21 protein-coding genes are annotated in these 23,327 nt (G+C 66.1%); 11 read left to right on the top strand and 10 right to left on the bottom strand.

Annotation, left to right across the window (positions count from 1 at the left end; genetic code table 11):
• The first annotated feature begins 14 nt into the window (after positions 1-14).
• On the top strand, positions 15-482 hold the full coding sequence (locus L6D89_RS07005; RefSeq protein WP_236199208.1) for a DUF2269 domain-containing protein: 468 nt from the start codon (positions 15-17) through the stop codon (positions 480-482).
• A gap of 10 nt (positions 483-492) precedes the next feature.
• Positions 493-960, top strand: coding sequence for a DUF2269 family protein (locus L6D89_RS07000; protein ID WP_236199207.1), 468 nt, complete (start codon positions 493-495; stop codon positions 958-960).
• A gap of 4 nt (positions 961-964) precedes the next feature.
• On the opposite strand, the gene L6D89_RS06995 is transcribed toward L6D89_RS07000, so the two are convergent.
• Entirely contained in the window at positions 965-1,621 is a 657-nt protein-coding gene (locus L6D89_RS06995; protein WP_236199206.1) for a histidinol-phosphatase, read from the bottom strand.
• Positions 1,622-1,768: 147 nt separating this feature from the next.
• On the opposite strand from L6D89_RS06995, the gene L6D89_RS06990 reads away from it, so the two are divergent.
• The 3 genes from L6D89_RS06990 (at position 1,769) to L6D89_RS06980 (ending at position 5,669) form a co-directional block, all read left to right on the top strand.
• A complete protein-coding gene (locus L6D89_RS06990; protein ID WP_045215602.1) occupies positions 1,769-2,248 on the top strand; it encodes an RNA pyrophosphohydrolase in 480 nt (159 codons plus the stop codon).
• A gap of 31 nt (positions 2,249-2,279) precedes the next feature.
• A complete protein-coding gene (ptsP, locus tag L6D89_RS06985) occupies positions 2,280-4,559 on the top strand; it encodes a phosphoenolpyruvate--protein phosphotransferase (protein WP_236174368.1) in 2,280 nt (759 codons plus the stop codon).
• An 84-nt stretch (positions 4,560-4,643) separates the two neighbouring features.
• Entirely contained in the window at positions 4,644-5,669 is a 1,026-nt protein-coding gene (locus L6D89_RS06980; protein ID WP_236199205.1) for a sensor domain-containing diguanylate cyclase, read from the top strand.
• On the opposite strand, the gene L6D89_RS06975 is transcribed toward L6D89_RS06980, so the two are convergent.
• Positions 5,666-6,412, bottom strand: coding sequence for an NRDE family protein (locus L6D89_RS06975; RefSeq protein WP_236199204.1), 747 nt, complete (start codon positions 6,410-6,412; stop codon positions 5,666-5,668). The genes L6D89_RS06980 and L6D89_RS06975 overlap by 4 nt on opposite strands.
• Positions 6,413-6,526: 114 nt before the next feature.
• On the opposite strand from L6D89_RS06975, the gene L6D89_RS06970 reads away from it, so the two are divergent.
• Complete coding sequence (locus L6D89_RS06970) at positions 6,527-7,309, top strand: sulfite exporter TauE/SafE family protein (protein ID WP_236174371.1); 783 nt, start codon at positions 6,527-6,529, stop codon at positions 7,307-7,309.
• A 20-nt stretch (positions 7,310-7,329) separates the two neighbouring features.
• The gene (gene lgt, locus L6D89_RS06965) at positions 7,330-8,130 is read left to right on the top strand and encodes a prolipoprotein diacylglyceryl transferase (RefSeq protein ID WP_236199203.1); all 801 of its coding nucleotides are present in this window, start codon (positions 7,330-7,332) and stop codon (positions 8,128-8,130) included.
• 240 nt (positions 8,131-8,370) lie between these two features.
• Here lgt and L6D89_RS06960 read toward each other — a convergent pair whose 3' ends face one another.
• The 4 genes from L6D89_RS06960 to L6D89_RS06945 form a co-directional block, all read right to left on the bottom strand.
• The gene (locus L6D89_RS06960) at positions 8,371-8,817 is read right to left on the bottom strand and encodes an NfeD family protein (protein ID WP_236199202.1); all 447 of its coding nucleotides are present in this window, start codon (positions 8,815-8,817) and stop codon (positions 8,371-8,373) included.
• Positions 8,817-9,743 (bottom strand): SPFH domain-containing protein, encoded by a 927-nt coding sequence (locus L6D89_RS06955; RefSeq protein WP_236171070.1) that lies wholly within the window; start codon positions 9,741-9,743, stop codon positions 8,817-8,819. The genes L6D89_RS06960 and L6D89_RS06955 overlap by 1 nt, the downstream gene beginning before the upstream one ends.
• A gap of 125 nt (positions 9,744-9,868) precedes the next feature.
• A complete protein-coding gene (gene tfpB / locus L6D89_RS06950; protein ID WP_236171071.1) occupies positions 9,869-11,653 on the bottom strand; it encodes a type IV pilus assembly ATPase TfpB in 1,785 nt (594 codons plus the stop codon).
• A gap of 153 nt (positions 11,654-11,806) precedes the next feature.
• A complete protein-coding gene (locus L6D89_RS06945) occupies positions 11,807-13,171 on the bottom strand; it encodes a CYTH domain-containing protein (RefSeq protein ID WP_236199201.1) in 1,365 nt (454 codons plus the stop codon).
• A 187-nt stretch (positions 13,172-13,358) separates the two neighbouring features.
• On the opposite strand from L6D89_RS06945, the gene argE reads away from it, so the two are divergent.
• The gene (gene argE, locus L6D89_RS06940; RefSeq protein ID WP_236199200.1) at positions 13,359-14,498 is read left to right on the top strand and encodes an acetylornithine deacetylase; all 1,140 of its coding nucleotides are present in this window, start codon (positions 13,359-13,361) and stop codon (positions 14,496-14,498) included.
• 170 nt (positions 14,499-14,668) lie between these two features.
• On the top strand, positions 14,669-15,967 hold the full coding sequence (gene argA / locus L6D89_RS06935) for an amino-acid N-acetyltransferase (protein ID WP_236171074.1): 1,299 nt from the start codon (positions 14,669-14,671) through the stop codon (positions 15,965-15,967).
• Here argA and L6D89_RS06930 read toward each other — a convergent pair whose 3' ends face one another.
• The 4 genes from L6D89_RS06930 to L6D89_RS06915 form a co-directional block, all read right to left on the bottom strand.
• Positions 15,968-16,228, bottom strand: coding sequence for a ribosome modulation factor (locus tag L6D89_RS06930; RefSeq protein ID WP_236199199.1), 261 nt, complete (start codon positions 16,226-16,228; stop codon positions 15,968-15,970).
• Between the two features lie 142 nt (positions 16,229-16,370).
• Positions 16,371-17,957: a glutamate--cysteine ligase gene (gene gshA / locus L6D89_RS06925; protein WP_236199198.1), complete on the bottom strand. Its 1,587-nt coding sequence runs from the start codon at positions 17,955-17,957 to the stop codon at positions 16,371-16,373.
• A gap of 164 nt (positions 17,958-18,121) precedes the next feature.
• Positions 18,122-18,484, bottom strand: a complete 363-nt coding sequence (locus L6D89_RS06920; protein ID WP_373874935.1) for a PaaI family thioesterase — start codon at positions 18,482-18,484, stop codon at positions 18,122-18,124.
• A 36-nt stretch (positions 18,485-18,520) separates the two neighbouring features.
• Positions 18,521-20,860, bottom strand: coding sequence for a Tex family protein (locus tag L6D89_RS06915; RefSeq protein ID WP_236199196.1), 2,340 nt, complete (start codon positions 20,858-20,860; stop codon positions 18,521-18,523).
• A 223-nt stretch (positions 20,861-21,083) separates the two neighbouring features.
• Here L6D89_RS06915 and ompR point away from each other — a divergent pair, with 223 nt between their 5' ends.
• Together ompR and L6D89_RS06905 are read left to right on the top strand one after the other, a co-directional pair.
• Positions 21,084-21,821 (top strand): osmolarity response regulator transcription factor OmpR, encoded by a 738-nt coding sequence (gene ompR, locus L6D89_RS06910; protein WP_236171078.1) that lies wholly within the window; start codon positions 21,084-21,086, stop codon positions 21,819-21,821.
• Between the two features lie 88 nt (positions 21,822-21,909).
• Complete coding sequence (locus L6D89_RS06905) at positions 21,910-23,229, top strand: ATP-binding protein (RefSeq protein WP_236171079.1); 1,320 nt, start codon at positions 21,910-21,912, stop codon at positions 23,227-23,229.
• Positions 23,230-23,327: the final 98 nt, after the last annotated feature.

Below are 23,327 nucleotides of genomic sequence, written 5' to 3'. Positions count from 1 at the left end.
CACAGGGAATTGAAATGGAAAGCCTGCAGACCTTCCGCATCCTCCACGGCATCGCCGCGGTGCTGCCGTTCCTGGCCATCATCGGCCTGGCCTGGTACGGCTGGCGCAGCTGGCGTGGTGGCGACGCCGGAGTGATCGCCAAGGCGCTGCAGCGCATCGGCCTGATCGGCTGGGTGCTGGTGGCCGGCAGCGTCGCCAGCCTGCCGGTGACCGGCTATCGCATGGTGCAGACCGTCGGCTGGCCGCTGGGGCAGACCTGGCTGCTGGGCAGCGCCTGCCTGCTGATCGTCGCGACGATCTTCTGGCTGCTGTTCACCACGCGCCTGTGGCGCATCCGCGACCTGGCACTGGTGGCGCAGAGCAGCGGCGAGCCGATCGCCGCGGGCGCCACACGCCAGTGGAAGTTCGGCCTGGCCTTCTTCGCGCTGGCGCTGCTGTGTGTGATCGCGATCCTGGTGCTGATGATCAGCAAGCCGGTGTGATGCCCGCCGCGTGAACCTCTACCTGCTGCTCAAGACCCTGCACATCCTGTCTTCCACGCTGCTGTTCGGCACCGGCCTGGGCTCGGCTTACTACAGCTGGCGCGCCTGGCGCAGCGGCAATCTGCAAGCGATCCGCATCACCTTTCGCCACCTGGTCACGGCGGATTGGCTGTTCATCGCCACCACGGCGGTGTTCCAGCCGCTGAGCGGCATCGCCATGGCGCATATGGCCGGCTGGCCGCTGGATTCGGGCTGGCTACTGTGGAGCCTGGGGCTGTATGTGTTCGCCGGCGCCTGCTGGTTGCCGGTGGTCTGGCTGCAGATCCGCGTGCGCGACCTGGCCGAGGCGGCACACCGGGAAGGCACGGCGCTAGCGCCGCAAGCCTCCCTCTATATGCGCTGGTGGTTCGCCCTGGGCTGGCCGGCGTTCCTGGCCTTCCTGGCGATCTTCCACCTGATGGTCAACAAGGGCTTCTGAGCGCTCAGACACGCAGGCTGAGCACCGGCCAGCCGCGCTCGGTGGCGATGCTCCGCAGAGTGTCGTCGGGGTCGACGGCCACTGGGTTGGCGACCAGCTCCAGCAGCGGCAGGTCGTTGCGCGAGTCGCTGTAGAAATAGGCGTCGTCCAGGCCCAGGCCGGTTTCTTCGAGCCAGCGGTTCAGGCGGGTCACCTTGCCGCCCTGGAAGCAGGGCACTCCGCAGGTCTGGCCGGTATAGCGACCGTCCTGCATCTCGCACTCGGTGGCGATCAGGGTTTCCACGCCCAGACGCTCGGCGATGGGTGCGGTGATGAAGCGGTTGGTGGCGGTGATGATCACCAGCTTGTCGCCGGCAGCGCGGTGCTCGGCCAGCAGGGCCTCGCCCTTGGCCAGGACGATGGGCTCGATGACTTCTTCCATGAACTGGCGGTGCCAGGCGGCCAGTTGCGCCAGGTCGGTGCGGCCCAGAATCGCCTGGGTGAAGGCCTGGTAGGCGAACACGTCGAGGGTGCCGGCCATGTAATCGGCATAGAAAGCGTCATTGCGCGCCTGGTACTCGCCAGCGTCCACCAGTCCGCGCTGGCACAGCCATTCGCCCCAGCTATGGTCGCTGTCGCCGGCCAGGAGGGTGTTGTCGAGATCGAAGAGAGCCAGTCGCACGTTGGATTACCGTCAGTTGCCAATACCGAAAAGTCGCCTAGAGTAACGGCTTTTGCCCAGCCAGCACAGGACGCCGCAGCCCGCGTTGCCGCTGTCACAAGCTTTGTGGAACAATGCGGGCACACGCGATTTCGAGGATGTACCGCCGTGATCGATCCCGATGGTTTTCGCCCCAATGTCGGCATCATCCTTTGCAACGATGTCGGACAGGTACTGTGGGCACGGCGCATCAACCAGGAAGCCTGGCAATTTCCCCAGGGTGGTATCAACGCCCGCGAAACCCCTGAGGAAGCGCTGTACCGAGAACTGAACGAAGAAGTCGGCCTGGAAGAGCAGGACGTCAGGATTCTTGCCTGTACCCGCGGTTGGCTGCGCTACCGCCTGCCGCAGCGCCTGGTGCGTACCAACAGCCAGCCGCTGTGCATCGGGCAGAAACAGAAGTGGTTCCTGCTGCGCCTGACCGGCGAGGAAAGCCGGGTGCGCATGGATGTGACCGGCAAGCCCGAATTCGACGGCTGGAAATGGGTGAGCTACTGGTACCCGCTGGGCCAGGTCGTGACCTTCAAGCGCGAGGTCTACCGCCGGGCCCTGAAGGAATTGGCACCGCGCCTGCTGGCGCGCGACTAGCACGAAATTCAAGGAGTTAGACCCCCACGCCATGCTCAACACGCTGCGTAAGATCGTCCAGGAAGTGAACTCCGCCAAGGACCTCAAGGCGGCGCTGGGCATCATCGTGCAGCGCGTGAAGGAGGCGATGGGCACTCAGGTCTGCTCGGTCTACCTGCTGGACCCGGAGAGCAACCGCTTCGTGCTGATGGCCACCGAGGGCCTGAACAAGCGCTCCATCGGCAAGGTCAGCATGGCGCCCAACGAGGGCCTGGTCGGCCTGGTCGGCACCCGCGAGGAGCCGCTGAACCTCGAGAACGCCTCCGAACACCCCCGTTACCGCTACTTCGCCGAGACCGGCGAGGAGCGCTATGCCTCCTTCCTCGGCGCGCCGATCATCCACCATCGTCGGGTGATGGGCGTTCTGGTCGTGCAGCAGAAAGAGAAGCGCCAGTTCGACGAAGGCGAGGAAGCCTTCCTCGTCACCATGAGCGCGCAGCTCGCCGGCGTTATCGCCCATGCCGAGGCCACCGGCTCGATCCGCGGCCTGGGCAAGCTCGGCAAGGGCATCAGCGAAGCCAAGTTCGTCGGCGTTCCCGGCGCTCCCGGCGTGGCCGTGGGCAAGGCCGTGGTGGTGCTGCCGCCGGCTGACCTGGAAGTCGTTCCGGACAAGCCCATCGACGACGTCGAGGCCGAGATCGAGCGCTTCAAGCAGGCGCTGGAATCAGTCCGCGAGGACATGCGCAATCTCTCCAGCAAGCTGGCCACCCAGCTGCGCAAGGAAGAGCGCGCGCTGTTCGACGTCTACCTGATGATGCTCGACGACGCCTCCATCGGCCTCGAAGTCAAACGCATCATCCGCACCGGCCAGTGGGCCCAGGGCGCCCTGCGCCAGGTGGTCATGGAGCACGTGCAGCGCTTCGAGCTGATGGACGACGCCTACCTGCGCGAGCGCGCCTCCGACGTCAAGGACATCGGCCGACGCATCCTCGCCTACCTGCAGGAAGAGCGTAAGCAGACACTGACCTACCCCGACCAGACCATCATCGTCAGCGAGGAACTGTCGCCGGCGATGCTCGGCGAAGTGCCCGAGGGCAAGCTGGTGGGTCTGATCTCGGTGCTGGGCTCGGGCAACTCCCACGTCGCCATTCTCGCTCGCGCCATGGGTATTCCCACGGTCATGGGCGCGGTCGACCTGCCGTATTCCAAGGTCGACGGCATCGACCTGATCGTCGACGGCTACCACGGCGAGATCTATACCAACCCGTCGCCGCAGTTGGTCAAGCAGTACGGCGAAGTGGTCGCCGAAGAAAAGGAACTGAGCAAGGGCCTCGCTGCGCTGCGCGAGCTGCCCTGCGAGACGCTGGACGGCCATCGCATGCCGCTGTGGGTCAACACCGGCCTGCTGGCGGACGTGGCGCGTGCCCAGGAGCGCGGCGCCGAGGGCGTCGGCCTGTACCGCACCGAAGTGCCGTTCATGATCAACGACCGCTTCCCCAGCGAGAAGGAGCAGCTCGCCATCTACCGCGAGCAGCTCGCCGCCTTCCATCCGTTGCCGGTGACCATGCGTACCCTGGACATCGGTGGTGACAAGGCGCTGTCCTACTTCCCGATCAAGGAAGACAACCCCTTCCTCGGCTGGCGTGGCATCCGCGTCACCCTCGACCACCCGGAAATCTTCCTGGTGCAGACCCGCGCCATGCTCAAGGCCAGTGAGGGCCTGGACAACCTGCGCATCCTGCTGCCGATGATCTCCGGCACCCACGAGCTGGAAGAAGCGTTGCACCTGATCCACCGCGCCTGGGGCGAGGTGCGCGACGAAGGCGTAGATATCCCCATGCCGCCGATCGGCATGATGATTGAGATTCCAGCTGCGGTGTACCAAATCCGTGAGCTGGCGCGCCAGGTGGACTTCATTTCGGTCGGTTCCAACGACCTGACCCAGTACCTGCTGGCGGTCGACCGCAACAACCCACGAGTCGCCGATCTCTACGACTACCTGCATCCGGCCGTGCTGCAAGCACTGCGGATCGTGGTCAATGGTGCGCACGACGAAGGCAAGCCGGTGAGTATCTGCGGCGAAATGGCCGGCGATCCGGCGGCTGCCGTGCTGCTGATGGCGATGGGTTTCGACTCGCTGTCGATGAACGCCACCAACTTGCCCAAGGTTAAATGGCTGTTGCGCCAGATGACCTTGTCCAGGGCCCGCGAGCTGCTCGGCCAACTGATGACCTTCGACAACCCGCAGGTTATCCACAGTTCGCTGCACCTGGCCCTGCGCAACCTGGGGCTGGGCCGCGTGATCAATCCGGCGGCGACCATCCAGGCCTGACGCTGGCGAAAAACGCCTTCCGGATCCGTGCATTTCCGGGGGCTCGAAGACGACGAGGCCGGCACACCGGCCAGGACGAAGCTTATGGAAGAGCTCGACGTCACGCCTTGCACGGAGGCCGATACCAGCGCCCGCACCCTGCGCTATGCCATGAGCATCGTCAGCGATGGCATCTGGGACTGGGACATTCGCAGCAACCACGTCACCCGTAGCCCGAGCTGGTACGTCATGCTCGGCCATGACCCCGACAGCCTTCCGGAAAACGTCGCCACCTGGCACGAGATCATCCACCCCGAGGATTTCGGCCGGGTCATGTTCGCCTTCGATGCCTATGTGCAGGGTCGCAGCGGCGTCTACCGTGAAGAGTATCGCTGCCGCTGCCTGGACGGCAGCTACCTGTGGGTCAGCGATCACGGGCGCTTCTTCGAGTTCGACACGGATGGCAAGCCGACGCGGATGATCGGCGCGCACCGCAACATCCATGAGCGCAAGCTGGCAGAGCTGGCGCTGCAGGAGAAGAACCACGAACTGCACCAGCTCAACCTGAGCCTGGAGCTGCTGGTGCAGACCCGTACCGAAGCCTTGCGCCAGGCCAACCAGGCGCTGGCCGAGCAGGCCGCCGTTGCCCTGCGTCTCTCCGAGATCGATCCGCTGACGCAGATCGCCAACCGGCGGCGCTTCGAACAACAGTTGCACGCCGAATGGCAGCGCCTGCAGCGTCACGGCCATGGCTGCTCGCTGATGATGTTCGACCTCGACCACTTCAAACGCATCAACGATAGCCTCGGCCATCAGGCTGGCGACCGCGTGCTGGTCGCGGTCGCCGAGGTGGTGCGGCGGCGCCTGCGCGAAGAGGACTGCTTTGCCCGCTGGGGTGGCGAGGAATTCATCGTGCTGCTGCCGGAAACCACCGCTGAGGCGGCGCGTGAGCTGGCCGAGCGGCTGCGCCTGAGCCTGCGCCGGGCGGACATCTCGTTGCCGACACAACTCACCGCCAGCTTCTCGGTGACCGCGCTGCAGCCTGGCGAGGACCTGACGGCCATGCTGCGCCGCCTGGACGACGGGCTCTACCGCGCCAAGCGCCAGCGCGACTGCATCGTCGCCTGTTAAACGCTCAGCGCGACCTCGCCCAGGCGTGCGCCGCTGGGGCCGAAGCTGTGCTCCAGCAGCTCGCGGCGGCCGTCCGCCTGGACGATCAGTGCGGTGCTGGCGCGGGTGCCGTAGGTCGGGCTGGCGATGAACACACTGGAGAGCAGGCGCTCCGTCGCCAGGCCGACGCCGGTATCCGGCAGCTCGGCCTCGCCGGGCTGGCGCTGGTCGGCCAGCAGCGCCAGCAGTGAGCCGGTGTCCGGCCTCTCCAGCGTCGCTTCCAGCTTGCTGCGAGCGCTCAGCAGCTTGGGCCAGGGTGTGTTCAGCGCGGCATTGGAGAGCCCATGCACTCCCGGCGCGACCGCTACCGGCGGGCCGACGCGAGGATTGAAGTAGCAGAGCTGGCTACTGTCCCCCACCAACAGGTTGAAGCCACTGTAGTCGCAGGCGCGACGGCCGACCTGCTGCAGGTACTCCAGTGGTGACTGCCGGCCTTGCAGGAAGGCGGCCACCAGCTCGCCGCGGGAGCGCGGACCCACCGGCTGGGCGGGATCGCGCACGTTGGTCAGGGCGGCGAAACGCCCACCTGCGGCCACACCCAGCCAGGTGCCGCCGGCCTCCAGGTCGCGGCCGGCATAGACGCCGGGGTAGTCCTCCCAGGCCGCCAGCGGCAGGGTCGGGCGGGCGTAGAACTCATCGCGGTTGGCCGCGACGATCAGGGGCGTGGCGTGGCCGGGACGCCAGGCGAAGACGATCAGGCACATGGGGCGAACTCCGTGGTGTTCCGGCAGTCTATCAACATCCGCCGATGACCCGGAGTGGCTGGAGCGCCCGGGAGCCTTCGGCTACCATGCCCGCTTTGTTGCCCGAGGTTGCCCATGGAGTTCGTGCTCTACCTGGTGCTTGGCGCCTGTGCTGGCGTGCTCGCCGGCCTGTTCGGCGTCGGCGGCGGGTTGATCATCGTGCCTGCCCTGGTGTTCAGCTTCACCGCCCATGGCTTCTCGCCCGATGTGCTGACCCAGATGGCGGTCGGGACGTCGCTGGCGACCATCATCTTCACCTCGATCAATTCGATCCTCGAACACCATCGGCGTGGCGCGGTGCGCTGGCCCGTGTTTGCCTGGATGACCGTCGGCATCCTGGTCGGCAGCGCGCTCGGCGCGGTGACCGCATCGAAGATCCAGGGACCGGTCTTGCAGAAAATCATCGGCACCTTTGCCATTCTCGTCTCGATCCAGATGGCCCTCGGCCTGCAACCCAGGGGCGAGCGCGGCCTGCCGGGGCGCTTCGGCCTGGGCGTGGCCGGCGGCGTGGTGGGTTGGGCGTCGGCGATCTTCGGCATTGGCGGCGGCTCATTGACCGTGCCTTTCCTCTCGTGGCGCGGCGTCTCCATGCAACAGGCGGTTGCCACTTCCTCGGCGTGCGGCCTGCCGATCGCCATTGCCGGCGCGATATCCTTCATCATCGTCGGCTGGCACAACGACAAACTGCCGGAGCTGAGCCTGGGCTTCGTCTACCTGCCGGCGCTGCTGGGCATCGCCGTCACCAGTATGTTCTTCGCGCGCATCGGGGCGCGGCTGGCGCATCGCCTGCCGGCCACTGTCCTGAAGCGATTGTTCGCCCTGCTGTTGTTCAGCGTGGGCTTGAGTTTCCTGATCTGAGTTCCTGCTAGGAGAAGCGGATGCTGCCTTATCCAGAGATCAACCCGGTTGCCCTCGATCTCGGGCCGCTGAAAATCCATTGGTACGGCCTGATGTACCTGATCGGCATTGGCGGCGCCTGGCTGCTGGCCTCGCGCAAGCTCAAGGAGTTCGACCCGACCTGGACCAAGGAGAAACTCTCCGACCTGGTGTTCTGGGTGGCGTGCGGCGTGGTCCTGGGCGGTCGCCTGGGCTACGTGCTGTTCTACAACCTCGACGAGTACATCGCCAACCCGACGCTGATCTTCGAGGTGTGGAAGGGCGGCATGTCGTTCCACGGCGGGCTGATCGGCGTGATGCTGGCGACCTGGTGGTTCGGCAAGCGCAACAACAAGAGCTTCTTCCAGCTGATGGACTTCATCGCGCCGCTGGTGCCGATCGGCCTGGGCGCGGGGCGCATCGGCAACTTCATCAATGGTGAGCTGTGGGGCAAGGTGACCGACGTGCCCTGGGCGATGGTGTTCCCCTCTGGCGGCCCGGACCCGCGTCATCCGTCGCAGCTGTACCAGTTCGCGCTCGAAGGCGTGGCGCTGTTCGTCGTGCTCTGGCTGTTCACTCGCAAGCCGCGCCCGACCGCCTCGGTGTCCGGCCTGTTCGTGCTGTGCTACGGCATCTTCCGCTTCATCGTCGAGTTCGTCCGCGTACCGGATGCCCAGTTGGGCTATCTGGCGTGGGGCTGGCTGACCATGGGCCAGGTGCTGTGCGTGCCGATGATCCTCGGCGGCATTGGGCTGATGGTCTGGGCCTACCGCCGCGCTCCGGCGCAGCCGGCCGCGAGCTGAGTTTCGTCTGCATGCAAAAGCCCGCCGATTGGCGGGCTTTTTTGTTGAGATCAGCTTAAGGCGCTGTTTCCGCTATGTAGGATGGTGTGGAGCGAAGCGATACCCATCAATGTGCTTACCGGTTATATCGATGGGTATCGCAAGCTCCACCCATCCTACACTCGTGCTCGCGAACTAAAGTCCGCAGCGGGGTGGGTTCGCGAGCAAGCTCGCTCCTACACGCACGTGTTCGCTCCGTCGTCAGGCAGGTTCGACCAGCAGCAGAACACCATCCTGCCCGGTCACCCGCACCTGCGCGCCGGCCGGCAGGTCTGGCCCACTGACCAGCCACACGCTGTCGCCGACGCGGATCTTGCCGCGCCCGCCGACGATGGCGTCATGCAGGGCGAACTGCCGGCCCAGCAGCTCGCTGCCGCGGCGGTTCAGGCTGGAAGGTTCGGCCGTGCGCTTGCTGATGCGCTGGTGGTTCCACCAGTACAGCGCGGTAAGGATCGCCAGCACGCCGAAGGCCAGGCACTGCCAGATCCAGTCGAGACCCGGCACGAGGAAGGACAGCACGCCGGTGAGCGCGGCGGCAATGCCGATCCACAGCAGGTAGCCGCCGGCGCCGAAGATTTCCAGGATCAGCAGGACGATGCCCAGGCCCAGCCAGTCCCAGAAACCGAGGTTCTGGAGAAAGGCAGCCATCAGCTACGGCCCTTGGTTTCGCCGAAGGTGGCCTTGACGATCTCGCCGATGCCGGCCACCGAGCCGATCACCTGGCTGGCTTCCAGCGGCATCAGCACGATCTTGCTGTTGTTCGAGCTGGCCAGCTTGCCCAGCGCGTCGACGTACTTCTGCGCGACAAAGTAGTTGATCGCCTGCACGTTGCCGGTGGCGATGGCCTCGGAAACCACCTGGGTTGCCTTGGCTTCGGCCTCGGCCTGGCGCTCGCGGGCCTCGGCTTCGAGGAAGGCGGCCTGGCGCTGGCCTTCGGCCTTGAGGATCTGCGCCTGCTTCTCGCCCTCGGCGGTGAGGATGTCCGCGGCGCGCTTGCCTTCGGCTTCGAGAATCTGCGCGCGCTTGAGGCGCTCGGCACGCATCTGCCCGCTCATGGCTTCGACCAGGTCGGCCGGCGGGCTGATGTCCTTGATCTCGATTCGGGTGACCTTCAGGCCCCAGGGCGCGGTGGCCTCATCGACGGTGCGCAGCAGGCGCTCGTTGATCGAGTCGCGCTGGCTGAGCATGTGGTCCAGTTCCATGGAGCCGAGCACGGTGCGGATGTTGGTCATCACCAGGTTGCGCACGGCGTTTTCCAGGCCGCTGACTTCGTAGGCGGCGCGCGCCGCATCCACCACCTGGTAGAAGCACACGGCGTCGATCTCGACGATGGCGTTGTCGGCGCTGATCGCCTCCTGCGGCGGGATGTCCAGCACGCGTTCCATCATGTTGATCTTCTGGCCGACGCGGTCCACCACCGGAATGATGATGCTCAGGCCCGGCTTGAGCGTGACGGTGTAGCGGCCGAAGCGCTCGATGGTCCATTCGAAGCCCTGGGGCACGACCTTGAAACCCATGAGGACGATGACGATGGCGAGGATGACGAAGAGCAGGGCGACACTGCCGATTTCCATGCAAAAGACTCCTTGTCTGGCGTGGATGAAGTGGGTCGAGTGTAACCGAACCGGCGCAGTGGGCTGGTATGCGGGAAAGTGCAGCAGGCGCCCGGGGACTTTTCCTCAGGCGACTGACGGGCGGCTTACTTCTGCTCGCTCTGCGGTGTCACCCGCATGACTTCCTCGATGGTCGTCAGGCCTGCCGCGACCTTCTGCGCACCGGACAGGCGCAGGCTGCGCATGCCCTCCTTGAAGGCCTGGCGTCGCAGCGGGATGAGGTCGGTGTCGGCCGTGATCAACTCCTTCAGCGATTCGCTCAGCAGCATGATCTCGTAGACGCCGGCACGCCCACGGTAACCGGTGTCGCGGCATTCCAGGCAACCCACTGCCTGCTGCGCGCTGGTGGGCAGCGGGGCGTTCCAGGGGCGGGTGACCTCCTGCCAGTCCTCCTCGCGCAATTCCATCGGCGCCTTGCAGTGCGGGCAGAGGGTGCGCACCAGGCGCTGGGCCATGACGCCGAGCACGGTGGCGCGGATCAGGTAGTACGGCACGCCCAGTTCCAGCAGGCGGGTGATGGCGGTGGGCGAGTCGTTGGTGTGCAGGGTGGAGAGCACCAGGTGGCCGGTCAGCGCCGCCTGGATCGCCATTTCGGCGGTTTCCAGGTCGCGGATCTCGCCGACCATGATGATGTCCGGATCCTGACGCAGCAGGGCGCGCACGCCGCTGGCGAAGGTCAGGTCGATGTTGTGTTGCACCTGCATCTGGTTGAACGAGGGTTCGATCATCTCGATCGGGTCCTCGATGGTGCAGAGGTTCACCTCGTCGGTCGCCAACTGCTTGAGCGTGGTGTAGAGCGTGGTGGTCTTGCCCGAACCGGTGGGGCCGGTAACCAGGATGATGCCGTTGGGCTGGCTGGTCATGGCCTCCCAGCGACGCAGGTCGTCCGGCGAGAAGCCGAGCTGGTCGAACGACTTGAGCAGTACTTCGGGGTCGAAGATCCGCATCACCATCTTCTCGCCGAAGGCGGTGGGCAGCGTCGACAGGCGCAGCTCCACCTCGGCGCCGTCCGGGGTCTTGGTCTTGACGCGGCCGTCCTGCGGCTTGCGCTTCTCGGCGACGTTCATCCGGCCCAGGGTCTTGAGGCGGCTGACCACCGCCATGCTGACCTGTGGCGGGAACTGGTAGACGTTGTGCAGCACGCCGTCGATGCGGAAGCGCACCGTGCCCTGCTCGCGACGCGGCTCGATGTGGATATCGCTGGCGCGCTGCTGGAAGGCGTACTGGAACAGCCAGTCGACGATGGTGACGATGTGCGCATCGTTGGCGTCGGGTTCCTGGTCGCTGGCGCCCAGGTTGAGCAGCTGTTCGAAGTTGCCGATACCGCTGATCTTCTGGTCCTGCGAGCTGGCACCGGTCACCGACTTGGCGAGGCGATAGAACTCCACGGTGAAGCGCTGGATGTCCACCGGATTGGCCACCACACGCTTGATCGGGCGCTTGAGCACGTGGGTGAGGTTGCTCTCCCAGGCGTGCACGAAGGGCTGTGCGCTGGCGATGGTGACCTCGTCCGGGCTCACCGCCACCGCGAGGATGTGGTGGCGCTGGGCGAAGGCGTAGGACATCAGCGGGGTCAGTGCGGCGACGTCGATCTTCAGGGGGTCGATGCGCAGGTAGGGCTGCCCGGAGAACTCCGCCAGCCAGCGCACCAGGGTGTCCAGGTCCAGCTTGCGCCCCGGCCGCTGGCGGTCTTCGACCTGCTGCGCCGCGAGGAACTCCAGCGGATGCTGCTGGTTCTTCACCGCGCTGCGGCGGATCGCCAGGCACTGTTCGGCGTCGTGCTGATCGACGCGGCCCTGCGTGACCAGTTCGCGCAGAATGTCGCCCAGATCGAGCAGACGGTCCTGGGCGGAGGGGGCAAAGACGGACATCGGAACTCCTGTTGGTCGTGGCGGGAGCGACGGGCCGGAAAGAGTTTCCTGTAGGAGCGAGCTAGCTCGCGAACCAGGTCGAGCACGGCACCACTTGATTCGCGAGCAAGCTCGCTCCTACGAAGAGCTCCGAAAGCGCGGCTCCTCTGAAGCTTATTTCAAAAGCGCCTTCCAGGATTTGAGAGTCAACACAGTATGGGCCTGGGCTGCGAGGGCATCCAGGCGACCCTCGGCGTCGGGAGTGGCGAGCAGCTCCTGCAGCTTGGCCAGTTCGCCGTAGAGGCGGTCGGTTTCCGGCAGCTCCAGCACGCTGCGCGCCAGGCGCAGCCAGACCAGCATGCGCTGCAGGCGCGGCTGTTGGTCGGCGAGCACTTCGGGCAATTGCTGGGCGCGTTGCAGCGGCATTGCCTGAGCCTCTTCGGCCAGGGTGCGCTGCAGCCACTTGCCGACGGCGGAGCCGCCCAGGCGGTTGGCGCGATCGTTGCGCTCGGTGGTCCAGGCCTTGCCCAGCAGCCAGCGCGAGGTGCTCAGGGAGAACTGACCCCAGCGAACCTTGGCCAGTTCCTCAAGGAAGGCGGAGGGCATCTGCTGGCGCACGCTCTCGTCGTCGCGGCCCTGTTCGATGCGCGGCTGCCAGTCGCTGATCAGCGCGTCGAGGGCGGCGCGCAGCTCGCGGGTGCTGGCTCGCGGGACGGCCTGGCCGAGGCTGCCGAGCAGGGCGCGCAGGTCGACCAGCTGTTGCAGCCAGCTTTCCAGCAGGCTCCAGTGGCCGTTGAAGCGGTATTGCTCGGCGAGGCGCTGGCTGCTGCCCAGCAACGACCAGGACAGGGCGGCGAAGGCGCCGTCCAGCGGGGTTTCATGCAGCAGCTTCTGGGTGTCGGGCTGGATGCTGTAGCTGGCCGGGTCGAACAGGCGGTAGCCGCGCTCGGCCTTGCTGATATCACAGGGCATCAGGGGCAGGTCGGCAGCCAGTTCGATGGCCAGCTCCAGCAGCGCTTCGGGCTCGCCCTGGCGCAGCTCCAGCTCCAGCTCGCAGATTTCCTCTTGCTGCTTGCCGGCGATGACCTTGCCCAGGTCCAGCGCGGCCTCGATCACCACCTTGGCCTTGCCGCGGCCCCAGGCGATCTCGGCGCGCTGGCGGGTAAAGTCGGTGCTGAAGATCGGCTTCAGGCTCTTCTTGTCCAGGTCAGCCAGGGCCGCCGGCCAGCACTGGTCGTCGAGCTTCTTGAGATCGAGTTTGTTCTTCTCCAGGTACCAGTCCCACTCATTGCGCTCGGACAGGCCCGCCACGCTCTGGCCGCGGGTCTTCAGGGTCTGGATGAACTGCTCGCCGTCCTTGCGCATGCGCAGCGCCACGCGGGCGCGGGCCAGGTCGCGGCCGGGGGTGTCGTAGTACTGGTTGAACAGCTCGCGGGGCTCCCAGCCGGATTTGTTGCGCTTCTTCAGTGCGGGATGCTCGCGCAGGGCTTCGAGGGTCTCGCGGCTGGCGCGCAGTTTGATTTCGGTTTCTTTCTGCATGGCGGGGGTCCGGGTCAGAGCGGCCGCGCCCGGATTCCCGACCTGCTGTAGGAAGGACGGAACGACGGGCGCGAAAAAGACTTCAAAGTCATGCAGTCTACAGGACTTCGGCGTTCCTGCCGGGCGCCGCGAGGTTTTACCGCAGCGTGGCTTGGTCCATAGTGGGAACACATCTTCGGAGGACGCCATGCCGTTGCCGCCCCTGAAACAACGCTTTGCCGAGCTGATCGCGGTTCCTTCCGTCAGCTGTACCCAGCCCGCGCTGGATCAGTCCAACCGCCCGGTGGTCGAGTTGCTTGGCAACTGGCTGGTGGACCTGGGCTTTGCCTGCGAGATGCAGCCGGTGTCGCCGGGCAAGTTCAACCTGATCGCCACCCTGGGCAGCGGCCCCGGCGGCCTGGTGCTGGCCGGGCACACCGACACCGTGCCCTACGACGAAGCCCTGTGGAAAAGCGACCCACTGGGCCTGACCGAGCGCGATGGGCGCTGGTTCGGCCTGGGCTCCTGCGACATGAAGGGCTTCTTCGCCCTGGTCATCGAGGCCTTGCTGCCGCTGCTGGAACAGCCGTTCAGGCAGCCGCTGATCATCCTCGCCACCTGCGACGAGGAAAGCTCCATGGCTGGCGCCCGCGCACTGGCCGACGGCGGGCGCCCGCTGGGGCGCGCCGCGGTGATCGGCGAGCCGACCAACCTCAAGCCGATCCGCCTGCATAAAGGTGTGATGATGGAGCGCATCGACATCCTCGGGCAGAGTGGCCATTCCTCCGACCCGAGCCTGGGGCGCAGCGCGCTGGAGGCCATGCAGGCGGTGATGGGCGAGTTGCAGACCCTGCGCAGCCAGTGGCAGCAGGAATTCAACAACCCGCAGTTCAGCGTGCCGCAGCCGACGCTCAACCTGGGCTGCATCCACGGCGGCGACAACCCCAACCGCATCTGCGGCCAGTGCGCCCTGGAGTTCGATCTGCGCCCGCTGCCGGGAATGGCGCCAGAGGCGCTGCGCCAGGCGATCCGCGAGCGCCTGCAGCCGGTTGCCGAGCGCCATGCGGTGAAGATCGATTACGCACCGCTGTTCCCTGCCGTGCCGCCGTTCGAGGAGCCGGCGCAGAGCGAGCTGGTGCGACTGGCCGAAAGTCTGACCGGGCACACGGCGGAAGCGGTAGCCTTTGGCACCGAAGCACCGTATCTTCAGCAGCTCGGCTGCCAGACCCTGGTGCTGGGCCCCGGCGACATCGCCTGTGCCCACCAGCCCGATGAACACCTTGAACTGGACCGCATCGAGCCGACCGTAGCGTTGCTGCGCGGCTTGATCCGTCATTACTGTCTATAGCGAGCCCCGCGTAGGCAGTTGCCTGTAGAGCGCCCGGAAAGCGGGCCCAACGTACACAAGAGGAGAAACCTGTCGATGTTCCTGCGACGACGATAACCGCGCCGCCACTGGCCGCCTTTCGGCCGCATCCGACAGATTTTCGCCCACTCGAACGACAGGCTTTTCAAGCAATGCACGACTACGTCAACTGGCTGCGTCACGCCTCCCCCTACATCAACTCGCACCGGGACTGCACCTTCGTGGTGATGCTCCCCGGCGAGGGCGTCGAAGACCCCAACTTCGGCAATATCGTCCACGACCTGGTGCTGCTGCACAGCCTGGGCGTGCGCCTGGTGCTGGTGCATGGTTCGCGCCCGCAGATCGAGGCGCGCCTGGCCTCCCATGGACTGGCGCCGCGTTTCCATCGCGGCCTGCGGGTCACCGATGCGCCGACCCTGGGCTGCGTGATCGACGCGGTGGGCAGCCTGCGCATCACTATCGAGGCACGCCTGTCGATGGACATGGCGGCCTCGCCCATGCAGGGCTCGCGGATGCGCGTGACTTCGGGCAATTTCGTCACCGCGCGGCCGATCGGCGTGGTCGATGGCATCGACTACCACCACACCGGCGAAGTGCGGCGGATCGACCGCAAGGGCATCAACCGCCAGCTCGATGAGCGCAGCATCGTGCTGCTCTCGCCGCTGGGTTATTCGCCCACCGGGGAAATCTTCAACCTTGCCTGCGAAGACGTGGCCATGCGTGCGGCCATCGACCTGGGGGCGGACAAGCTGATCCTCTACGGAGCCGAGCGCGGTCTGATGGACGAGGCCGGCAAGCTGGTGCGCGAGTTGCGCCCGCAGCAGGTGCCTGCGCACCTGGAGCGCCTCGGCTCGAGTTATCAGGGCGAGTTGCTCGACGCCGCCGCCCAGGCTTGCCGCGCGGGTGTGCGGCGCAGCCATATCGTCAGCTACACCGAGGACGGTTCGCTGCTCAGCGAGCTCTTTACCCGCACCGGCAACGGCACCCTGGTCGCCCAGGAGCAATTCGAGCAGTTGCGCGAAGCAGGCATCGAGGATGTCGGCGGATTGCTGGAACTGATTCGCCCGCTGGAAGAGCAGGGCATCCTGGTACGCCGTTCACGTGAAGTGCTGGAGCGCGAGATCGAACAGTTCAGCATCGTCGAGCGCGAAGGGCTGATCATCGCCTGCGCGGCGCTCTATCCGATCGCCGATTCCGATTCGGGCGAGCTGGCGTGCCTGGCGGTGAATCCGGAATACCGCCACGGCGGGCGCGGCGACGACCTGCTCGAGCGTATCGAGCAGCGCGCACGCAACCTCGGTCTGAAGACCCTCTACGTGCTTACCACCAGGACCGCCCACTGGTTCCGCGAGCGCGGTTTCCAGCCCAGTAGCGTGGAACGTCTGCCGGCGGCTCGGGCGTCGCTGTACAACTACCAGCGCAATTCCCAGGTGTTCGAGAAGACGCTCTGATCAGCTGCGCTCGTCCGGTTCGGTTCGCCTGATCCGCGCGCTCAGGCGCGGCACCTTGCGCGGCGCGGCAGTGGCGGCAGGCAGCCTGTCCTGCCATTGGCGCAGCCGTTCGGCGCCATCCCGCCAGCCTGCTTCCCAACTGGCCGCCAGCACCTCGTGGGCGGGGCAGCGGGGTGCGCGCTTGAGCAGCGCTTCCAGATAGCCCTGTTGGTAGGCGACTTCCAGTTGATGAAGCGTCCATGAGGGGGATTGGGAGGGCATGGGAAGGTTTCCTGCGAGGTCTTGCGCGGATCGCGCCGGTCGGGCCGGCGGCGATCCGCAAGGAGGAGAGGATTCTCCCCTCCGCCCTCGCAGGTTGCCGATCAGAACTCTATGAGCTGCACGTCAGCGATTTCTTGCACCGTCAGACGCTGAGCAGACCGAGGATGCTCGCCTGGTAGGCGGCGACGAAGGTGTCGAAATCGCCTTCGGGCTGGTTCTCCAGCTCCGCCTGTTCGGCCAGGGAAGTGCTGGCCATGCCTTCGAAGCGTGCCTGCTCCGTGGCGCTCAGCGGCTCGCTGCGCAGCGATTCGGCGTGCTGGCGGCTGTAGCGCAGGGCGAAGGCTTCGAAGCTCTCGCCGCGCTCGCGCATCTCGGCGAGAACCCTCGCCGAAGGCGTCAGGTCGGCATCCGCGACCTTGGCGCGCTGCTCGGCCAGGCTCTGCGCGTGCAGGCTGCCGGCGTTGGCGCGATCGAGCAGATCGATGATCGGTGCGATGGCGTCGAGCAGGCTGTTGGCCCAGTCCTGCATCGCGATCTGCTGGCCGCCGCGCTCGAGCTTCAGCCCCGGACGCCGCCCTTCCTTGACCACCTTGAGGAAGTTGCTGGTCGCCGAACCGCACTCGCAACCGCCCAGCGGCGGGCTGTCGGACAGCGCGCAGTAGAGCAGGAAGGCGTCGAGGAAGCGCGCCTCGGTGACGTCGATACCCAGCGGCAGGAACGGGTTGATGTCCAGGCAGCGCGCCTCGACGTACTGCACGCCGCGGGCCATCAGCGCCTGGATCGGGCGCTCGCCGGTGTAGGTGACGCGCTTCGGACGGATGCTCGAGTAGTACTCGTTCTCGATCTGCAGGATGTTGGTGTTGAGCTGCACCCATTCGCCGTCGACCTTGGTGCCGACCTTCTCGTACGGCGCGTACGGCGTGCTCACCGCGCGGCGCAGGCTGTCGATGTAGCTGTCGAGGTCGTTGTAGCAGGGCGTCAGGCCGGCCTGGGCGTTGTTCTGGTAGCCCAGGTCGCTCATGCGCAGGCTGGTGGCGTAGGGCAGGTAAAGCGTGTGTTCGTCGAAGGCTTCCAGGCCGTGTGGGCGGCCGCGCAGGAAGCCGGCGTCGAGGGCCGGCGAGGCGCCGAACAGGTACATCAGCAGCCAGCTGTAGCGACGGAAATTGCGGATCATCGCGATGTAGCGGTGCGACTGGAAGTCCCGCGGGCTCTTCTCGCTGCCTTCGTCCTGGCGCAGCAGCTCCCAGATGCCCTCGGGCAGAGAGAAGTTGTAGTGAATGCCGGCGATGCACTGCATGGTCTTGCCGTAGCGCAGGGCCAGGCCCTTGCGGTAGACGTACTTCAGACGGCCGATGTGCGAGCTGCCGTAGCGGGCGATCGGGATGGTCTCTTCATCCGGCAGCTCGCAGGGCATGGACGGGCTCCACAGGTATTCACCATCGAGTTTCTGATTGGCGAAACGGTGGATGTCACCCAGTTCTTCCAGGGTCTTCTCGACGCTGGTGGAGGTCGGGGTGATGAACTCCAGCAGCGATTCGGAGTAGTCCGTGGTGATCTGCGGGTTGGTCAGTGCCGAGCCGAGGGCGCGCGGGTGCGGGGTCAGGGCGAGCTTGCCGCGTTCATCGACGCGCAGGCATTCGCGCTCGATACCGTGCAGGCACTGGGTGAGCAGGGACAGATTGGCGGCATCGCCAAGCAGGGCCAGGCGGCGGGAGAGTTGGTCGCTCAAGTTGGAAGTCCTTCACACGGCAATCGCCCCACTATGGGGGTGGACTGGGCGGTCTACAAGGGGAGAACAACCGGCGTGGTCGCCTGGTTTTTCGCAGACGTTGTGCCGGTGCCCGCAAATCCGGGGCTCCGGCGTACAGCATAGGTCAGTTGTCGCGGGGCGAATTACAGCTGGGCGAAGGTGCCTTGTCCCTTGGCGACCAGCTTGTCGCCCTGGTGGATGTCGGCTTCCACTACCAGCGTGCGCCGCCCGGCATGCAGGACCTTCGCCACACAGCGCACTTCGCCTTCGGCGACCGCGCGGATGTAGTTGATCTTGCATTCCAGGGTGACGCTCTGCCGGTCGAAACCATGGGAGCTGGAACAGGCCAGGCCCATGGTCATGTCCATCAGCGTGAAGAGTGCGCCGCCGTGCATGACGTTGCCGCGGTTGCGCAGGTGCTCGGCCATCGGCAGCAGCACCTCGGCTTCGCCATCGGCGACCCGGATCGGCTGCACGCCAAGGGTGTCGCTGAAGCGGCTGATCATCAGCTCGCGGGCGGGCATCTCGCTCATGGACCTTCCTTACTTCTTCTTCAGTTGCTTGGCGTTGGCGAACAGCGAGGCCATGGCGTTGTTTGCCGGAGCCTTCTCCTGCTGGCGCGGGGCGCTGCGTTCGCCACGCGATGCGCCGTTGCCGGGACGGCCGCCGCCGCGCGGGCCGTCGACCTTCTCGCCGGGGGTGTCGCCCATGCGCATGGACAGGCCGACGCGGTTGCGCGGGATGTCCACTTCCATGACCTTGACCTTGACGATGTCACCGGCCTTGACCACTTCGTACGGGTCCTTGACGAACTTCTCCGACAGCGCGGAGATGTGCACCAGGCCGTCCTGGTGGACGCCGATATCGACGAAGGCGCCGAAGTTGGTGACGTTGGTCACCACGCCTTCGAGGACCATGCCGGGGGTGAGGTCCTTCAGGCTCTCGACGCCTTCCTGGAACTCCGCGGTCTTGAACTCCGGGCGCGGGTCGCGGCCGGGCTTGTCGAGTTCCTTGAGGATGTCGGTGACGGTGGGCAGGCCGAATTGTTCGTCGGTGAATTTCTTCGGGTCCAGGCGCTTGAGGAAACCCGAGTCGCCGATCAGCGAGCGCACGTCGCGGCCGGTGTCGGCAGCGATGCGCTGTACCAGCGGGTAGGTTTCCGGGTGCACCGCGGAGGCGTCCAGCGGGTTGTCGCCGTTCATCACGCGGAGGAAGCCGGCGGCCTGTTCGAAGGTCTTCTCGCCCAGGCGGCTGACTTTCTTCAGTTCGTCGCGGGTCTTGAAGGCGCCGTTGGCGTCGCGGTGCGCGACGATGTTCTGCGCCAGGGTGCTGTTCAGGCCGGAGATGCGCGCCAGCAGGGCGGCGGAGGCGGTATTCACGTCCACGCCCACGGCGTTCACGCAGTCTTCCACCACCGCGTCCAGGCTGCGCGCGAGCTGCAGCTGGGAGACGTCATGCTGGTACTGGCCGACGCCGATGGATTTCGGTTCGATCTTCACCAGCTCGGCCAGCGGGTCCTGCAGGCGGCGGGCGATGGAGACGGCGCCGCGCAGCGACACGTCCAGCTCCGGGAATTCCCTGGCGGCCAGTTCGGACGCCGAGTACACCGAAGCGCCGGCCTCGCTGACCATGATCTTGGTGCACTTGAGCGCCGGATACTTCTTGATCAGTTCGGCGGCCAGCTTGTCGGTCTCGCGGCTGGCGGTGCCGTTGCCGATGGCGATCAGCTCCACCTGGTGCTTGGCGCACAGCGCGGCGAGCACGGCAATGGTCTGGTCCCACTGGTTCTTCGGCACGTGCGGGTAGACGGTGGCGGTGTCCAGCAGCTTGCCGGTGGCATCGACCACGGCGACCTTCACGCCGGTGCGCAGGCCCGGGTCCAGGCCCAGGGTGGCGCGCGGGCCGGCCGGGGCGGCCAGCAGCAGGTCGTGCAGGTTGCGCGCGAAGACGTTGATCGCCTCCAGGTCGGCGCCTTCGCGCAACTCGCCCAGCAGGTCGGTTTCCAGGTGGGTGTAGAGCTTGACCTTCCAGGTCCAGCGCACCACTTCGGCGAGCCACTTGTCCGCGGCGCGGCCCTGGTTGGCGATGCCGAAGCGCTCGCCAATCATGATTTCGCAGGGGTGCGAGGTGCCCGGCAGCTCTTCGCCGACTTTCAGGGCCACGCTCAGCACGCCTTCGTTGCGGCCACGGAAGATTGCCAGGGCGCGGTGCGACGGCGCGTTCTTCAGCGGCTCGTCGTGCTCGAAGTAGTCGCTGAACTTGGCGCCCTCGGTTTCCTTGCCCGGCACCAGGCGTGCGGTCAGGGTGGCGTTGTCCTTGAGGAAGCTGCGCAGGCGGTCGAGCAGCGTGGCGTCCTCGGCGAAGCGTTCCATGAGGATGTACTTGGCGCCTTCGAGCACGGCCTTGGTGTCGGCGAAGCCTTTCTCGGCATCGACGAAGCGCGCGGCTTCGCTTTCCGGTGTCAGGCTCGGGTCGGCGAACAGCGCATCGGCCAGTTCGCCCAGGCCGGCCTCCAGGGCGATCTGGCCCTTGGTGCGGCGCTTCTGCTTATAGGGCAGGTAGAGGTCTTCGAGGCGGGTCTTGGTGTCGGCGAGGTTGATCTCGCGGGCCAGTTCCGGGGTCAGCTTGCCCTGTTCCTCGATGCTGGCGAGGATCGCGCCACGGCGCTCGTCCAGCTCGCGCAGGTAGCGCAGGCGCTCTTCGAGCATGCGCAGCTGGGTGTCATCCAGGCTGCCGGTGACTTCTTTCCGGTAGCGGGCGATGAAGGGGACGGTGGAGCCTTCGTCGAGCAGGGCGACGGCAGCGGCGACTTGCTGCGGTTGAACGCGGCCGGAGGGCAGTGCGGAAAGCTCTTCGGCGATACGGGTGTTGATGCTGTCCATGAATCCACCTGACAAAACAATCGAATTACGGGACGTCAGGACCGGAGTTCCCGGCCTCACGACAGGCTCTGTGACAACGCCCCGCCGCAAAAGCGCCGCATTATACCCACGACAATTTCACCGGGTGGGCGGCTGGTCGGGGAAAAATCTGCTAACAATGGACAAGCCGTGATGCACGGCTGCTGGGCGATAATGCCCGCCGAATCAGATTCTGGGAGTTTCCATGACGAACGCTGCCACCCTGCCGGAAGGCGAAAAGATCCTCGTGGTCGATGACGACGCGCGCCTGCGCCGACTGCTGGAGCGCTTCCTCGATGAGCAGGGTTACCGTGTCCGCGCCGTCGAAAACACCGAGCAGATGGACCGTCTGCTGGCCCGCGAGCTGTTCCAGCTGGTGGTGCTGGACCTGATGATGCCCGGCGAGGATGGCCTCTCCGCATGCAAGCGCCTGCGCGAGTCGAACAACCAGATCCCGATCATCATGCTCACCGCCAAGGGTGACGAGTCCAGCCGTATCTCCGGCCTGGAGCAGGGCGCCGACGATTACCTGGCCAAGCCGTTCAACCCGCGCGAGCTGCTGGCGCGGATCAAGGCCGTGCTGCGCCGCCAGGCGCCGCTGGTGCCGGGCGCGCCGGCGGGCGAGGACGAGATCGTCACCTTCGGCGACTACGAATTGCACCTGGCCACCCGCGAGCTGAAGAAGGGCGAGGAAGTGCACATGCTCACCACCGGTGAGTTCGCCGTGCTCAAGGCCCTGGTGCAGCATGCTCGCGAGCCGCTGACCCGCGACAAGCTGATGAACCTGGCCCGCGGCCGCGAGTGGGACGCCCTGGAGCGTTCCATCGACGTGCAGATTTCCCGCCTGCGCCGACTCATCGAGCCCGATCCGTCGAAGCCGCGTTACATCCAGACCGTCTGGGGTGTGGGTTACGTGTTCGTGCCGGATGGAGCCAAACGCTAAGCTGCAGGCTACAAGCGGCAGGCTACAGGCGGGGTGTGTCCTTTCCGCTTTGGCCTGACGCCTATGGCCTGCAGCCTGCCGCTGCCCTATGAAAACCCCCCTCTGGTTCCCGCAAAGCTTCTTCGCCCGCACCCTCTGGCTGGTGCTTATCGTCGTGCTGTTTTCCAAGGCGCTGACCCTGGTCTACCTGCTGATGAACGAAGACATGCTGGTCGACCGCCAGTACAGCCATGGCGCGGCACTGACCGTGCGCGCCTACTGGGCGGCGGACGAGAAATCGCGCGAGGCCATCGCCCAGTCCGCCGGGCTGAAGTGGGCGCCCCACGAGCAGGGGCAGCCGGAGGAAGTGCACTGGCCGTACACGGAAATCTTCCAGCGGCAGATGCGCATGGAGCTGGGTATCGATACCGAGACGCGGCTGCGCATCCACCATCCGTCGATGCTCTGGGTGCGCGCGCCGACTCTGGGCGACGGCTGGATCGGCGTGCCGCTCTATCCGCACCCGCTGCGCGGCCAGCAGATCTGGAGTGTACTGGGCTGGTTCCTCGGCATCGGCCTGCTGTCCACGGCTGCCGCGTGGATTTTCGTGCGCCTGCTCAGCCAGCCGCTGAAGCGCCTGGTGTTTGCCTCCCGCGAGTTCGGCAAGGGCCGTAGTGTGCGCCTGCCGTTGGGGCCGGAAACGCCGAGCGAGATGGCCGAGGTGTACCGCGCGTTCAACCAGATGGCCGATGATGTCGAGCAGGGTGGGCGCGAGCGCGAGCTGATGCTGGCGGGGGTTTCCCACGATCTGCGCACGCCATTGACGCGCCTGCGCCTGTCGCTGGAACTGATGCCCGAAAGCGACCGAGAGATGGTCGAGGACATGGTGCGTGACATCGAGGACATGGATGCCATCCTCGACCAGTTCCTCGCCTTCATCCGCGATGGCCGCGACGAGCCGGTGGAAGAGGGTGACCTTGCCGACCTGATCCGCGAGGTGGCCGATGCCTTCAACCAGACCGGCAACCGCGTGCGCCTGTGCCTGGAGACGCTGCCGCTGTTCCGCTTCCGTCGGGTGTCGATCAAGCGCCTGCTGGGCAACCTGATCGAGAACGGCCTCAACCACGGTGGCGGCAAGGTCGAAGTGGCGGCCCATGTGGCTGGCGGTGGCGGGGCGCCCTACGTGGTGCTCAGCGTGCTGGACCGCGGCGCGGGGGTCGATCCGCAGGAGCTGGACAACATCTTCAATCCCTTCTTCCGTGGCGACAAGGCGCGCGGTGGCAAGGGCACCGGCCTCGGCCTGGCCATCGTCAAGCGCATTGCCGAACAGCACGGTGGCAGCATCGAACTGCGCAACCGCGAGGGTGGTGGCGTGGAAGCGCGCGTCTGCCTGCCGCTCGGGTTGCTGCTGCCACGCGACGCGCATTAAGAGCCTGCTTGCGATCTGCTGCGCGTCGGCACAACGGCGTTGCGGCCAGCCGGGAAGTGCTCATTGACTGCAATCAACTGCGCTTTCTCAGCTGTCCT

The organism is Pseudomonas pseudonitroreducens, assembly GCF_021603645.1.
GTDB lineage: Bacteria > Pseudomonadota > Gammaproteobacteria > Pseudomonadales > Pseudomonadaceae > Pseudomonas > Pseudomonas pseudonitroreducens.
The sequence above is the reverse complement of the archived record's forward strand: the minus strand, read 5'-3'. Positions and strand labels throughout refer to the sequence as shown.

Excerpts from the sequence above, each read along its gene's own strand:
- ptsP (WP_236174368.1), top strand. The coding sequence starts at position 2,280 with ATGCTCAACACGCTGCGTAAGATCGTCCAGGAAGTGAACTCCGCCAAG.
- L6D89_RS06945 (WP_236199201.1), bottom strand. The coding sequence starts at position 13,171 with ATGCAGAAAGAAACCGAAATCAAACTGCGCGCCAGCCGCGAGACCCTC.
- L6D89_RS06960 (WP_236199202.1), bottom strand. The coding sequence starts at position 8,817 with ATGGCTGCCTTTCTCCAGAACCTCGGTTTCTGGGACTGGCTGGGCCTG.
- L6D89_RS06975 (WP_236199204.1), bottom strand. The coding sequence starts at position 6,412 with ATGTGCCTGATCGTCTTCGCCTGGCGTCCCGGCCACGCCACGCCCCTG.
- argE (WP_236199200.1), top strand. The coding sequence starts at position 13,359 with ATGCCGTTGCCGCCCCTGAAACAACGCTTTGCCGAGCTGATCGCGGTT.
- ompR (WP_236171078.1), top strand. The coding sequence starts at position 21,084 with ATGACGAACGCTGCCACCCTGCCGGAAGGCGAAAAGATCCTCGTGGTC.
- L6D89_RS06955 (WP_236171070.1), bottom strand. The coding sequence starts at position 9,743 with ATGGAAATCGGCAGTGTCGCCCTGCTCTTCGTCATCCTCGCCATCGTC.
- tfpB (WP_236171071.1), bottom strand. The coding sequence starts at position 11,653 with ATGTCCGTCTTTGCCCCCTCCGCCCAGGACCGTCTGCTCGATCTGGGC.
- L6D89_RS07005 (WP_236199208.1), top strand. The coding sequence starts at position 15 with ATGGAAAGCCTGCAGACCTTCCGCATCCTCCACGGCATCGCCGCGGTG.
- L6D89_RS06920 (WP_373874935.1), bottom strand. The coding sequence starts at position 18,484 with ATGATCAGCCGCTTCAGCGACACCCTTGGCGTGCAGCCGATCCGGGTC.
- L6D89_RS06970 (WP_236174371.1), top strand. The coding sequence starts at position 6,527 with ATGGAGTTCGTGCTCTACCTGGTGCTTGGCGCCTGTGCTGGCGTGCTC.
- L6D89_RS06905 (WP_236171079.1), top strand. The coding sequence starts at position 21,910 with ATGAAAACCCCCCTCTGGTTCCCGCAAAGCTTCTTCGCCCGCACCCTC.
- L6D89_RS06915 (WP_236199196.1), bottom strand. The coding sequence starts at position 20,860 with ATGGACAGCATCAACACCCGTATCGCCGAAGAGCTTTCCGCACTGCCC.
- lgt (WP_236199203.1), top strand. The coding sequence starts at position 7,330 with ATGCTGCCTTATCCAGAGATCAACCCGGTTGCCCTCGATCTCGGGCCG.
- argA (WP_236171074.1), top strand. The coding sequence starts at position 14,669 with ATGCACGACTACGTCAACTGGCTGCGTCACGCCTCCCCCTACATCAAC.
- L6D89_RS06980 (WP_236199205.1), top strand. The coding sequence starts at position 4,644 with ATGGAAGAGCTCGACGTCACGCCTTGCACGGAGGCCGATACCAGCGCC.
- L6D89_RS06930 (WP_236199199.1), bottom strand. The coding sequence starts at position 16,228 with ATGCCCTCCCAATCCCCCTCATGGACGCTTCATCAACTGGAAGTCGCC.